The 12,993-nt window shown below is 47.2% G+C and carries 11 protein-coding genes; 10 read left to right on the forward strand and 1 reads right to left on the reverse strand.

What is annotated here, in order from left to right; genetic code table 11:
- The first annotated feature begins 9 nt into the window (after nucleotides 1–9).
- Both AC0LWT_RS22570 and AC0LWT_RS22575 read left to right on the forward strand, forming a co-directional pair.
- A complete protein-coding gene (locus AC0LWT_RS22570; RefSeq protein WP_474683532.1) occupies nucleotides 10–2,454 on the forward strand; it encodes a glycoside hydrolase family 3 N-terminal domain-containing protein in 2,445 nt (814 codons plus the stop codon).
- Between the two features lie 222 nt (nucleotides 2,455–2,676).
- Nucleotides 2,677–2,982, forward strand: a complete 306-nt coding sequence (locus AC0LWT_RS22575; protein ID WP_474683533.1) for a glycoside hydrolase family 78 protein — start codon at nucleotides 2,677–2,679, stop codon at nucleotides 2,980–2,982.
- Here the strand turns inward: AC0LWT_RS22575 and AC0LWT_RS22580 are convergent.
- Nucleotides 2,912–3,658, reverse strand: coding sequence for a TetR/AcrR family transcriptional regulator (locus AC0LWT_RS22580; protein WP_474683534.1), 747 nt, complete (start codon nucleotides 3,656–3,658; stop codon nucleotides 2,912–2,914). The genes AC0LWT_RS22575 and AC0LWT_RS22580 overlap by 71 nt on opposite strands.
- Before the next feature lie 158 nt (nucleotides 3,659–3,816).
- Here AC0LWT_RS22580 and AC0LWT_RS22585 point away from each other — a divergent pair, with 158 nt between their 5' ends.
- The 8 genes from AC0LWT_RS22585 to AC0LWT_RS22620 all read left to right on the forward strand — a co-directional run bounded on the left by AC0LWT_RS22585 (nucleotide 3,817) and on the right by AC0LWT_RS22620 (nucleotide 12,655).
- Nucleotides 3,817–7,191, forward strand: a complete 3,375-nt coding sequence (locus AC0LWT_RS22585; RefSeq protein ID WP_474683535.1) for an S-layer homology domain-containing protein — start codon at nucleotides 3,817–3,819, stop codon at nucleotides 7,189–7,191.
- Between the two features lie 935 nt (nucleotides 7,192–8,126).
- Nucleotides 8,127–8,303: a hypothetical protein gene (locus AC0LWT_RS22590; protein WP_474683536.1), complete on the forward strand. Its 177-nt coding sequence runs from the start codon at nucleotides 8,127–8,129 to the stop codon at nucleotides 8,301–8,303.
- A 109-nt stretch (nucleotides 8,304–8,412) separates the two neighbouring features.
- On the forward strand, nucleotides 8,413–9,120 hold the full coding sequence (locus tag AC0LWT_RS22595; protein ID WP_474683537.1) for an SDR family oxidoreductase: 708 nt from the start codon (nucleotides 8,413–8,415) through the stop codon (nucleotides 9,118–9,120).
- A gap of 357 nt (nucleotides 9,121–9,477) precedes the next feature.
- The gene (locus tag AC0LWT_RS22600) at nucleotides 9,478–9,939 is read left to right on the forward strand and encodes an RrF2 family transcriptional regulator (RefSeq protein WP_474683538.1); all 462 of its coding nucleotides are present in this window, start codon (nucleotides 9,478–9,480) and stop codon (nucleotides 9,937–9,939) included.
- 252 nt (nucleotides 9,940–10,191) lie between these two features.
- On the forward strand, nucleotides 10,192–11,235 hold the full coding sequence (locus AC0LWT_RS22605; RefSeq protein ID WP_474683539.1) for an NAD-dependent epimerase/dehydratase family protein: 1,044 nt from the start codon (nucleotides 10,192–10,194) through the stop codon (nucleotides 11,233–11,235).
- Nucleotides 11,236–11,384: 149 nt separating this feature from the next.
- Nucleotides 11,385–11,549: a DUF1330 domain-containing protein gene (locus tag AC0LWT_RS22610; protein WP_474683540.1), complete on the forward strand. Its 165-nt coding sequence runs from the start codon at nucleotides 11,385–11,387 to the stop codon at nucleotides 11,547–11,549.
- A gap of 28 nt (nucleotides 11,550–11,577) precedes the next feature.
- Entirely contained in the window at nucleotides 11,578–12,123 is a 546-nt protein-coding gene (locus tag AC0LWT_RS22615; protein WP_474683541.1) for an MBL fold metallo-hydrolase, read from the forward strand.
- Nucleotides 12,104–12,655 carry a phosphotransferase-like protein gene (locus AC0LWT_RS22620; protein ID WP_474683542.1) on the forward strand — a complete coding sequence of 184 codons (552 nt, stop codon included), beginning with the start codon at nucleotides 12,104–12,106 and terminating at the stop codon, nucleotides 12,653–12,655. Before AC0LWT_RS22615 ends, AC0LWT_RS22620 begins: the two co-directional genes overlap by 20 nt.
- Nucleotides 12,656–12,993 lie beyond the last annotated feature (338 nt).

Here is a 12,993-nt window from a genome sequence, read left to right on the forward strand (position 1 = left end):
AAGATACGCATGGACAGAAGAACGTTTAACTATTTGGATTCTTCCCTATCTGCTCAAGAGCGTGCGGAAGATTTATTGCAGCGTATGAGTATTGAAGAAAAAATGGGCCAAATTGTCGGCTATATGCCGGATAAAGGGTCGATTGAAAAGCTGGAGAAGGACTTTCCCCAGGGCGCAGGGGAAGTCGTCATGTTATTCGCGGGTGGATTGGATAACAAGGAGTCCGTCGTTGAAAATGTTACCCACATCCAGAATAAAATTATGGAGTTAAGCGAACACAGCATCCCCGCTATTTTTCATGTGGAAACATTAACCGGTGCAATGCTTCCTGAAGCAACAAGCTTCCCGACGGGAATCGGACAAGCCTCCACCTGGAACCCCGCGCTTCAGAAGGAACTGGCCACAATTATTCGCAATCAGGCCCGGGCCGTCGGCGTTTCGCATGCGTTCGCCCCCGTGCTGGATATTAACCGCGATCCTCGCTTCGGTCGTCTTGGTGAAACGTATGGGGAAGACCCGGCATTGGCGGCGGCAATGGGAACGGCTTATGTGTCGGGTTTGCAAAACGATGGTGACCTCAAAGAAGGGATGCTGGCATGCGCCAAGCATTTTATCGGCTACCATATGACCCAGGGAGGCATTCATGCTGCGTCGACGCCGGTTCCGCCAAGAATGCTTCGGGAGGTTTATGCGAAGCCATTCCAGGCTGCTATGACGCTTGCAAACATGAAATCGATCATGAATACTTACAGCACCGTCGATGGCGAGCCCGTAGCTGGTTCCCGTAAGTACCTCACCGAATTTCTGCGCGGGGAAATGGGCTTTGACGGCTTGATCGTATCCGACTACGTCTCCATCTCTGAGATTCATTCGAGGCATAGGGTTGCCGAGACCTTAACTGATGCCGGTGAATTGTCCTTGAAGGCCGGAATGGAAGTAGAGTTGCCTTCGAAAGACTGCTATAACGACGAGTTAATGCAGCGTATTCGGGACGGGAAGATCTCCATGGAGTTTCTCGATCAAGCTGTCCGTCGCGTATTGATCGCGAAGTTTGAATTGGGCTTGTTCGAGAATCCTTATCCGATGTCGAGCGATGCCGTGGAACGGATTTATGCAGATCCTAATAATAAAGCAACCAGCTTGGAAGCAGCACGTCAATCGATCGTTCTGCTGAAGAATGATGGCCTGCTTCCGTTGCAAAGGAACGCGCAAAAGAAAATCGCCGTTATCGGCCACCATGCGGCATCCACCAGATCGTTTTTCGGCGGCTATTCGTATACGAGCTTGTTCGATGCCATGCACAATGTCGGGAACACGATGGCGGGCGTGGACTTTGAGAAAATTTCAAATCTGAATGCGAGCGAGTTCGGCGTGGCTAAGAATCACTACACGTATCCCGGAAGTATCGTGCAGGTCGAAAGCCCGAAAACGGAGGAACTCGTCAGAAAGCATTATCCGACATGTAATAATCTGCTCGAGCAGATCATTCTTGAATGTCCGAATGCCGAAGTGACTTACGCTTATGGTTACGCCTATGCCGGGAACGATACGTCCATGCATGATGAGGCATTGGCGGTGGCAGCAGAAGCGGACGTAGTCATCTTTACTTTAGGCGGGAAGCATGGCTGGGGCATGTTCAGCACAACGGGCGAAGGGATCGATGCGACGAATATTGGGCTTCCGGACTGCCAGGAAAGCTTCATCCGGAAATTGGCGGCTTTGAAGAAGCCGACGGTCGCGGTTCATTTTGACGGCAGACCGATATCGAGCGACATGGCAGACGAGCACATCGACGCTGTTCTTGAAGCTTGGAATCCGGGACAATACGGTGCGAAAGCCGTGACGGATATTTTATTCGGCGGTTATAATCCGGCAGGAAGATTGCCTGTTTCGATCGCTTACAACGCCGGACAAGTGCCTCTTTTCTATAATCACGATCAAGGATCGAGCTACCATGTCGGCACGATGAACGATTATACGAGTTATCTGGATTGCCCTCGCGAGCCCCGGTATTACTTTGGACATGGCTTATCGTACACTTCCTTTCGTTATTCGAACATGACGGTCAGCAAGGAAGCGTATGAGCCTGCTGAGCAAGTTGTCGTCACAGTCGACGTAACGAATACGGGAGAGGTATTCGGCGAGGAAGTCGTTCAGCTCTACATACGCGACAAATATGCGAGTGTCGTACGTCCCGTACAAGAACTGGCAGGTTTCGTTAGAGTCCCGGTGAAACCGAACGAGACGAGAACGGTCCGATTCCATATGGATCCGGGTCAATTTGCTTTTCTTGATACCAACATGACATGGAAAATTGAAGCGGGTGAAATCGAGGTTATGATTGGGGCTTCTTCCCATGATCTCCGTGCTAAAGGCTCTTTCCGGATTTGCTCCGACTTGTTCATTGACGGAAAAACAAGAGGGTTTTATGCGGATGCAAGCATTCAGTCGTAAAGGATGGCCGATGCGATAAGAGAGTTTTCAAAGGGGATAGGAGCGGCAAGGATATACATGCTGATTGGATTGGTTGGAAAGATGTAGACGCCAAACGAAGCCTATTTGCTAAGCAGCAAGCGGAAATAAAAGAGAACAGTAAGTAATCCGTTGTAATCGCGGGTACTTACTGTTTTTTTACAAGCCGCGATCCTAAAGGAGCGAAGATTAATATGAGCTATTTTGCATGTTACGAACCTTCAGGTGAATTACAGAAAGAATCCATTGGGTATAGACGATACTCGTCCCCGGCTCAACTGGGAACTGACATCGGAGAAGGGAGGCTTTATCCAATCGGCCTATCAAATCGAGGTCGCAAATCATGGCGATTTCACATCGAATACGCCGGTCCTAAGACCCACCATTTTTTACCTAACATACCATAATTCCTATAAAAATAGATTTGGTGAACGTAATATCACAAGCCAGAAAGTAGTGGAAGTATCCCGTGGTAACACAAATATTCAAGATCTGGTTTGGAGTAATTAATCCCGGCTAACTGAATAGCCTCAAGCTGTTTTTGCGACAGATGAGATATCGGATACAGCCCCAGAATATACACCGAAAACGACCAAACGAAAGTGGCCTTGTTTTCTGGGGCCGCTTCAGGAAAATATTTGTCCAAGCTTGCAAATATAGTGTCCAGAAAATGGGTAACCTTTTTGAAATCTGCAAGCTTTTCAACACTGCTGTTGATCTCGAGAACTGAAAAGAGTATGGAAAGCAGCTTCAACATCTTTTCATGCGATAACAAAGTCTTCGTCAGAAAGCCGCTATATTGTTCCTTTGTCATCTTAGCTGTGGTGTTTATTATTTCCAACAGACTGGCTTGCCAACGCAGCAATTCCCGTGCCAGAAGGTCCAGCAATACCTCGTCTTTCGTCTTGTAATAGTTATAAATCGACGGGCGTGTAAAAGAAGTCATTTCGGAAATTGCCTTAAATGTTACGCCTTCATATCCGCTTTGACTGAATAATGTGTCGCAGGCATTGATGATTTCTTCCTGTCTGCTGCAGGTGCCAAGTATCGAGATAGCAACTTCAAGTGAATTGCATTCACGTGGGTTTACCAGTTTAGTTTTACGGAATCGCCTGCCGGACAGAAAAATGCTCAGCCTTTTCAGAAAAATTGCAAATGGAAGTCTAGAATCTAAACAAAGTCTCATTACGCTATATATTTGATTGAAATATACTTATTTCAGGAAATCTCATTAAATAAATGAGGAGGTAGATTGTTAATTCCGTAAGCGCTTGCAGATTCGAATCGTTAAGAGTTTCGTTAAATTATTTACGGCTATTTTTCTATTTGAAGGGGAGGAATACGATGAAGATATCTAAAAAAACAAAAAAGAAATTTAAATGCTCTAAACTATTTGAACGGATAGCTGCTGCGGCCGGTGCGGTGATTATGTGGAGTACTTTATTAACACCGAGTATAAGTGCCGCTGCGGAGCCGTTAGAGAAGACCAAGTCTACGTCAGTTGAGGAGTGTACATCGAAGCAAGTATCCGGGCCTATATGGATCACTCCTGAATGCGAGGATCCGGATTACAATCAACCGGTTATAGACACTGTGACCGATCTGATCACCCCGGTACCGCATCGAAAAGTATCTGGCCACTTTGAGGGCACGGATAAGAAGTTCAACTTTTACTTCCCGCCGAAGAGCCAGTGGGAAGGGCGTTTTTTCCAACTGGTATATCCGCTTTCTGACGAGAATGCCAAGGACGTAACGATCAGCTTTGGCGCAGACAGCGGTGCGTATACGGTACAGACAAACGGAGGCGGCGGATACCGGGTCGATGCGGCCGCCGCAAAATTTTCAAAAAAGGTAGCTGCGGAGTACTACGGCACTTCTGGTCGGATCTACGGCTACATTTACGGAGGCAGCGGCGGCTCCATTCAAACTGTTGGTGCCATTGAGAATACCTCGGGGGTATGGGATGGTGCTGTACCTTTTGTCCCGGCCATACCGACATCTATTCCGAATAGCGCATTCATACTAGCCTTTGCGGGGTTTGTACTGAATGACAAGGCGCCACAGATTTCGGATGCACTAAACCCAGGAGGCAGTGGTGATCCTTATGCCAGTTTGAATGAAATGGAGAGGTCAGTGCTGCGAGAGGTAACGCAGTTGGGGATACCGCTTAAGGCATGGGAGAATTACAAAGCGCTCGGTCTGAGCAATCCTGAGGCGCTCCTCGGCTTCGCGGACGTGATTCGAGCAACGGATAGCACTTATGTCGAAGACTTCTGGACTAAACCAGGCTATCTGGGGACGGAACAATCGGACCTCGGCGATTTGTTCCGTAGCGCCAAGGTTGACCAATTCGCCACTATAACGCAAGTCATTCGGGATGAGCATAATGTACCGATTAGTTTTTCTGTGAATGGCCCACCGACGAAACTGACTCGAACCGGTACGGATTACACACTTTATGCGGTTGATGGAAAGACAGAGGTCGGAAAACTGACAGGTTCACTGGATACAGCGACTAAAGTATTCACGATCGGGAGCGGAAACTCTGCTAACGTATTGAACGCCATAAAGAATGGTGTTAAATTGCATATCGACAACCGTTGGTCCCTAGCATTACTTTCGTACCATCGTCATCAGGTTCCGAGCAGGCCTGGCTTTTATCCTTGGGATCAGTTCAGAGCGGCTGATGGAACGCCGATTTACCCACAGCGTCCAATGGAGATTGGACCCATGATCATTGGTGGCGTGGCTGGCGGGGGAGTATCTTCACACAGCGGAAAAATTCAAGGGAAAGTCATCTTAATCACAAACCTGCTCGATCTAGGTGCTCTTCCTTGGAATGGGGACTGGTATCGTGCAAGAGTGAAGGAGTCCCTTGGAGAAAGCTTCGATGATAATTTCCGGCTATGGTACACCGACAATGCAGACCATTACGATGGTGAACCTCGCAGTCCTGTTGTAGTGAAGTATGATGGCATTTTTCAGCAGGCGCTTCGTGACTTAAGTGCCTGGGTAGAACAAGGTGTGGCTCCTGTAGAATCTACTCACTACGATGTAGTCGAAAGTCAGATTAAGTTACCGGAGAGTGCCGATGAACGAAAAGGAATACAGCCTGTCGTTGATCTTTTAGTGAATAACAGTAATACGATACATGTTGAAGCCGGTCAACGCGTTACCTTCGAGGGGAAAGCTGCAGTCCCGTCTGGTTACGGCAAGGTTATAAGCACGAAATGGGACTTCGAAGGTACGGGCAATTTCACGGAAATGCCTTTCGGAACACCGGAGCCTTCGGTGACAGCATCGGTGTATGACACGTCTTCGGTTACAGCATGGGTGTATTACACTTATACCAAACCAGGTACCTACTTCCCATCGCTGAAAGTGACCTCCCAACGTGATGGTGACACGAAGACTCCATACGCACTGGTTGAGAATCTGGATCGCGTTCGCGTTGTAGTCGAATCATCACCAAATAGCCCAAGCAATAACGGTAGTGGAGGTTCCGCCCAAAACACGTCTGGCAACGGTTCCACCCAAAACACGTCTGACAACGCAATTGTGACTAACGGTCAAGTACTTGTTAAACCGATGACAAATGCTGACGGAACAGCGACTGTTAAGCTGGATGCTGTAACGATGAAGAGCGTACTTGAACAAACTGAAGGCAACAAACTTCATATTAAAGTAGAGACTTCTACAAATACAAATCAAATGGAAGTCGAAGTTCCGGTTGATAAACTTTTAAGTAAAGAAACAGCACCGATTAAAGATATCGAAATTGATACTGAATTGGCTACAATAACTGTTTCCACTAAACTAATTTCAAAGAGTTCAGCAGCAGCCAAGAATGTGAAGGTTTCAGTGGCTAAAGTGGATACCTCCAGCTTACCGGCTGAGATACGAGCTCGATTAAAAGATGCTGTAGTGTACGATTTTAATCTATCGGTTGACGGTCTGAAGGTTAGTAAGTTCGATGGTCGAAGTGATGTTCAAGTAGCAGTGCCATATCAGTTGAAGCCTGGTGAGAATCCGAACAAGGTTGTTATTTACTACATTAAAGATAACGGAGAACTGGAGATTGTAAAGAATGGCAAGTATAATCCAGCCAAAGGTAAGGTGGAATTCAAGCCTAAGCACTTTAGTCAGTATGCAGTGGCATATGCCGAAGTGAACTTTGCAGATGTAAAGCAAGTATGGGCGAAGGATCCAATCGAGGTGTTAGCTTCACGAGGAATAGTTAAAGGTGTGGATAATGAACGCTTCAATCCTGACGAAAAAGTGACAAGAGCTGAATTTTTATCCATGTTGATGAATGTATTCGAATTAACTGCTAAGGCAGGTGCGGTGACAACTTTTTCTGATGTCAGGACAGACACGTGGTACTTTGACGCGGTTGCAACAGCACACCAATTAGGCATTGTTAACGGCAGAACAGACGGCAGTTTTGGTGGGGATGACGAAATTACCAGACAGGATATGGCCGTAATGGCTTATAAAGTTTTAGTATATGCTGGGCTTGTGTTGAGAGTAGATGCCCCTATAGCATTTGCGGATGTAGATACAATTTCTCCGTATGCGTTAGAAGCAGTTATTGCACTGCAATCAGCTGGAATAATTAGCGGATTAGGCAACGGTGAATACGCACCGAATTCTCAAGCAACTCGCGCGCAAGCGGCAGTAATCACAAACAACATCTTAAAGTTAGTAAATGAGTGGTAAAAAAGGGATGGATTTCCCAAGTTTTGTTGCAATTAACGGTTTGTTATCCCGATCGCGTTCAAGTACGCTAAAAGCGGGGCTTGAGGTGAAGGCGGCGGGTCTGGTAGGCTGATGCCCGACGCTAAAAAGGCCCTGCCCCTTCGCCCATCGCGCGTACGCCGGACCCGCCAGAGGCTCCAGGTCAAGCCCTCGGCACTTGTTTGCTAGATTCCTTTTCAAAGGTTACACTTTTTGCTTGATAGTCTCCTGGCCGGTTATAGCACCGGCTTTTCTTCATTTTAACCTGGACATCTTGGCTCCTTCGTACCCTTCTCCATTCGATAAATGGTAAGCAAGTCCGGCCATATCATCAATTAAACGGACACCGCACTTAGTAGCTGATTATGGTGCATCGGACAACGCCATCGTAGTGGTTTTGCAGCATTTTGGCCACTTCGACCATCGGAGTGAGTCGGCAGCGAAGTCCCCACTGAATCCAGTCTTCTGCTTCCAACAAACTGGCTTGCTAACATAGCAATTCCCGCGCCAGAAGGTCCAGCAATACCTTGTCCTTCGTCTTGTAATAGTTATAAATCGACGGGCGTGTGCCTATCTGTTCCGATCTCCCTTTGAGCTTATTATAATGGGTTAGTTGACAAAATGTAAGTTATTGTGTAATATAATTACTGACATAGTGTCAATTGAATAATGAGGGGGCGGCAACATGAAAATGAAATAGTTACAGTTACAGGTGCCAAGTATCGGAATAGCAACTTCAAGTGAATTGCATTCACGTGGGTTTACCAGTTTTGTTTATTACGATCTGGTCGTTCTCGGAAAAAAAGACCGGGAATTTTTCGATTTGACTTAAAGCCGGCTTAAAAGCGGTAGGCCCGACTAAGCTCGGCCTAGTCATTTTTGCGAAGGAAATGGCTAAGTGTCTGGAAGGTACGGATGTGACGATCAACAGCTTGCATCCCGGACTGATCAAGTCGAGCTTGCTCAAGCAAATGCCGAGCTTCATGCAGTTTATGTTCGGGCTGATCTCGGCAAAAACGGAAAAAGGTGTCGAAACTCCTGTATATCTTGCCACTTCGCCTAAACGTGCAAGTTGTGAACGGGCAATATTTTGAAAAGCGCGAAGCAGTGAAAACATCGCCTGGAACAAATGATGAAGCGACAAATGAACGTTTCTGGTCGTTGAGCATGAATAAAGAAAATGAAAATGAGGAGGATATCCGTATGAGAAGAAAAATTGCGATCGTTACGGGAGCGAATCGGGGGATCGGGTTTGAAATTGCCAAACAGCTAGGAAAGCTTGGCGTCACCGTCATCATGACGGCTCGCGAAGAAGACAAAGGGATGGCGGCCAGTGACAAATTGAAGCAGGAAGGGCTTGACGTTCATTTTCACCAGCTTGATGTGTCTAATGAGTCCAGTATTCGCAAGCTGGCTTACGACATCCGGGAGCAATTCGGAGTCGTTGATATTCTGGTCAATAATGCAGGCATCAATATCGATGGTAATAAGGATACGACAAATATCGATTTGGATACGGTTCGAACTACGATGGAAACGAATGTGTACGGTCCGCTTCTCTTATCGCAAGTGCTCATACCTTTAATGCAAAGCAGTGCAGAGGGCAGAATCGTCAATATATCCAGCAGCATGGGAGCTTTAAATGATGGTATGGGCGGGTATGGCGGATATTTTGCATACAGTATGTCCAAAACTGCCCTGAACGCGCTTACGATAAAATTGGCAGCAGACATAAGTAGCAGCAAAATCACGGTAAATTCGATATGTCCGGGATGGGTTCGTACCGATATGGGCACTGCTGACGCTCCGAGATCGGTTGAACAAGGGGCCGATACGGCTGTTTGGCTGGCGACGGGCAATGTAGGAGCGACCGGCAAGTTTTTTAGAGATCGCTCCGTGATCAGTTGGTAACAGAATAATCCCTTTTATACAGGTGATCAGCAACATTTACATTCATCGTTGGGTTTATTATTTAAGTCAATGAGCGTTAGCAATCACATAGCCGAAAAGTTAAAGAAAGAAGCAATTCACCTGTCCCTCGCAAAGCAGGTGAATTGCTTCTAAATAATCATTGAGCTAACGCATTCTCCTAGTTTACAAAAAACGTCGATTGTCCCGTATTGGATACTTTGGTTTAATAATGGGCAGTCTTTGAGCAACGCGACAAGAATAAATGCTAAAATTTAAAAACCCCTTTGTATATAGATGTTTCATTGTTTATAACGTGCTTATTAAAGTTACAATTTGAATTGGGAAGGAGGGAGAATATTGAGTACAGCGTCTCGTGGTGTTCACATTGGTCCCCCTCGGTTAAAAATAGCGATTCAAGCCATTCTTTGGATAGCCAAAAGTGGCAACTTGATAAACAGTGCGATGATAGCGAGTCAAGTCGATTCGCATGCTACTTTTATTCGCAGAGTTATGCAGTCATTGAACAATGCCGGTATTGTTGAATCAAAAGGCGGACGGGAGGGGGGATATTTTTTAAGAAAATCTTCAGCAGAGATTACATTAGGCGATATATATGAAGCAATAAGTAGTGTTTCCAATGATGCCGAAATTAAAGCGGATTATAAAGTGGATTATGATTGCGAAGCCGGAGAACGGTTAGATGTTGAACAGTTCGATGTTGAACTTGAAAAGATTCTCCAGGAAGCCGAATTAAAGACAATTGAGTATTTGCGAAGTTACACGATTGCTCAATTAATGGATCGAGTCCAATTCATTTAAAGAACAAACAATAAAGCTCTATAGCTAACACTAAGTTGCAAGATCATATGCAACTTTTTATTAGAATAAATTGTGCTTAATACAAGCACAAAAAAAGAAAGGAGCCTCAAAGAAAATGCGGTTATCGCATATGTTAGAAGTCCAGATCGCACTGAAATGTCAAATCCGAATTTGAAGATTATCGTCGGAGAGCTAAATAATCAAGCTTTAGTTCATGTGTTTGTTTAAATAATTATAAATGGAGGAATTACTATGGAAAAGAAACGTGCTGTGGTGATCGGGGCGACGGGACAGATTGGGCGAGCGGCAGTGGATGCGCTGGCGCGGGACGGCTGGGATGTAACAGCGGTTTCCCGGAGCGGGGGGCGGGACGAAAGATGGCCTGACGAGGTACGGGTCACGCAGGCCGATCGGGCCGATGATGCGGCCCTGGCCGCCGCAATCGGCGACAGCTGTGACGTGGTAGTGGATGTCGTCTCTTACGGTGCGGCACACGCACGGCAGTTGACTGCTTTGGCGGATCGCATCGGCTCGGCGGTGGTCCTTTCCACAACGCTAGTATACGAGGACGACAAGGGGCGGAACTTCGAGACGGTGGCGGAACCGGACGGCTTCCCCCACTTCCCGGTGCCGATCCTCGAGAGCCAGCGGACGATCCGGCCCGGCGAGGCCACCTACAGCACCGGCAAGGCGGCTATGGAGCAAGAACTACTTGCTGCGGGCAACCAGTTGCCAACAACGATACTGCGCGCGGGCGCTGTTTACGGCCCATACAGTTCCTTTCCCTACGAGTTGTACTTCATCAAGCGTAACCTTGACGGGCGGCGTCAACGAGTTCTTGAGTACCGTGGGGCAGGTCTTTTCCATCGGGTGAGCGTTTACAATCTCGCGGAGTTGATTCGGCTGGCGGCTGCGAACCCAGGCTCTCGCGTGCTCAACGCCTGTGACCCTGAGGTGCTAACAGTGGCCGAGATCGGAGCGGCAATTGATGCCGTGATGGACGTAGAGGCTCCCGAGACGTTACTGCTGGACGGTCCGGCTCCGTCGCGGTCCGTGGGAAAAACACTATGGATGGTTGATCACCCAGTAATCTGCGACATGGCCGCTGCCGAACGGGAGTTGGGCTACCGGCCAGTGGCGGCCCACGCCCAGAGCCTGACGGAGACGGTCGAGTGGCTGGCGGGGCAACTGGCAGGACGGGACTGGAGAGAAATCTTCCCGTTGTTGGCCTATGCGCAGCCGTACCTCTTCGACTACGCGGCCGAGGACGCCTGGCTGGCTGAAGTCCTGAGGTGACATACGAGAAAGGGGTGGCCGAACGTCGGAGAGCTAAATAATCAAGCTTTGGTTCATCAAGCTATTGATCATTCTGATGTCGTAATTAGCACGCTTGGTCCAGCGTTAATGCGCAAAATAAATAGCGAATGGCAGGAGGAGTAAGAGGAATGGTTAAAGGCTATTGGGTCATAGGCATTGATGTCCACGACATGGAAAAATTTCAAGCATACATGGCAGCTACCCCTGAAATTTTGAAGAAGTATGGTGCTCGCTTTCTGGTGGGCGGAGGCAATCACTTGGTACCAGAAGGGAGTCAGCAAGCGTCTTGTTGAGGATCCAAGCGGAGTTGGTGTTGGCTGGGTGCTTAGAAAATATGGTGGTATCAACGATATGAACGCCCAGCCAAGCACTGAAGATGTGATTGCAGCCGAGGGAGCGCCTCTCGCGGGTGTCTTTTTGACACACATCCATCTCGACCACGTAACAGGTCTACCAGCTGTCCTAAAGAAACACCTATCTACTGGTAAGAACGAAGCCAACGCCCGTCTCTTCCTAAATATGATGGCGCAAGGCACAAACAATCGTATGCTGGCTGGACGTCCGCCTCTTGAAGAATTGCCATTCCGTAAAAATCCAGATGGCAGCTTGAGTGGTGTTGTCGATGTGTTTGGCGATGGCTCATTCTTTGCCATTCCAACGCATGGTCACACGATTGGTCACGTGTCATTCCTGGCACGTACAAAAACTGGTGCTGTCCTTCTTGTTGCTGATGTCACCCATACACGTTGTGGTTGGGATAATGGTGTTGAACCCGGAACTTACCTAACCGACAGAGAAACTAGCCGTCAGAGTCTTAAGACATTGAAAGCACTCAGCGAGCGCCACAATGTTGACAGAACGTCCTAGCATTATTTTAATTACCGGAATAATGGCGAGTGGGAAATCAACGGTAGCACAGTTGCTTTCCGAACGGTACGAGAAATCGGTTCATTTGCGGGGAGATATTTTCCGGAGAATGATTGTTAATAACCGCAAAGAGGTACACCCAGATGCCGGAAGTGATGAATTGAACCAATTACGTCTACGATATCGGCTTGCCGCACAGTCCGCGGATGCCTATTTTCATGCAGGCTTTACAGTAGTAGTTCAAGACGTCGTGGTTGGACCAATGTTGAATGATTTTATATCCTATATCCAAAGCCGATCTTTCTATGTGGTGGTTCTTTGTCCAAACTCGTCAGTTGTCACACTAAGGGAATCTGCCCGTATTAAAAAAGGATATGGTGTTTGGACCGTTGAAGGATTGGATAGTCTGTTGCGAAATGAAACACCTCGAATCGGAATGTGGTTGGACTCATCTGAATTGACCCCTGAAGAAACTGTTAATGAAATTATAACAAGATTGCAAGATGAGGCACTTCTAAAATTAAGAGATTGAACTGACTGATATGAACGAGGCGGTCAATACCTCTTTTAATAAATCAGTCTCATTTTATTTTTAACTCGGGAAAATCTATTTTTAACAAGGTGTGTTAAGGTTTAAAAAGCTTTTAAAACCTTGGCACGAAGGCAAAGACGTTGACGGTGGTTAACAGTCTGATATGCGCGGGTTGGGTACCGCATTTCAATCCATCCGTCGCGGAGCTGCCTCTGACTAACGGCGCACGTTCGGCTATCAATCAGTGCCTAGTGCATAGTTCAACATGAGGGTTCTCCTTACCGGGGTTTTGCCTCCGAGCCAAAGTTTCAAATTCTCCTTTTCAATACCAAAAAGTT

The organism is Paenibacillus sp. sgz302164, assembly GCF_056120505.1.

What these genes read in the sequence shown, in the direction of transcription:
- AC0LWT_RS22605 (WP_474683539.1), top strand. Translation starts at nt 10,192, where the DNA reads ATGGAAAAGAAACGTGCTGTGGTGATCGGGGCGACGGGACAGATTGGG.
- AC0LWT_RS22585 (WP_474683535.1), top strand. Translation starts at nt 3,817, where the DNA reads ATGAAGATATCTAAAAAAACAAAAAAGAAATTTAAATGCTCTAAACTA.
- AC0LWT_RS22580 (WP_474683534.1), bottom strand. Translation starts at nt 3,658, where the DNA reads ATGAGACTTTGTTTAGATTCTAGACTTCCATTTGCAATTTTTCTGAAA.
- AC0LWT_RS22620 (WP_474683542.1), top strand. Translation starts at nt 12,104, where the DNA reads ATGTTGACAGAACGTCCTAGCATTATTTTAATTACCGGAATAATGGCG.
- AC0LWT_RS22610 (WP_474683540.1), top strand. Translation starts at nt 11,385, where the DNA reads ATGGTTAAAGGCTATTGGGTCATAGGCATTGATGTCCACGACATGGAA.
- AC0LWT_RS22570 (WP_474683532.1), top strand. Translation starts at nt 10, where the DNA reads ATGGACAGAAGAACGTTTAACTATTTGGATTCTTCCCTATCTGCTCAA.
- AC0LWT_RS22595 (WP_474683537.1), top strand. Translation starts at nt 8,413, where the DNA reads ATGAGAAGAAAAATTGCGATCGTTACGGGAGCGAATCGGGGGATCGGG.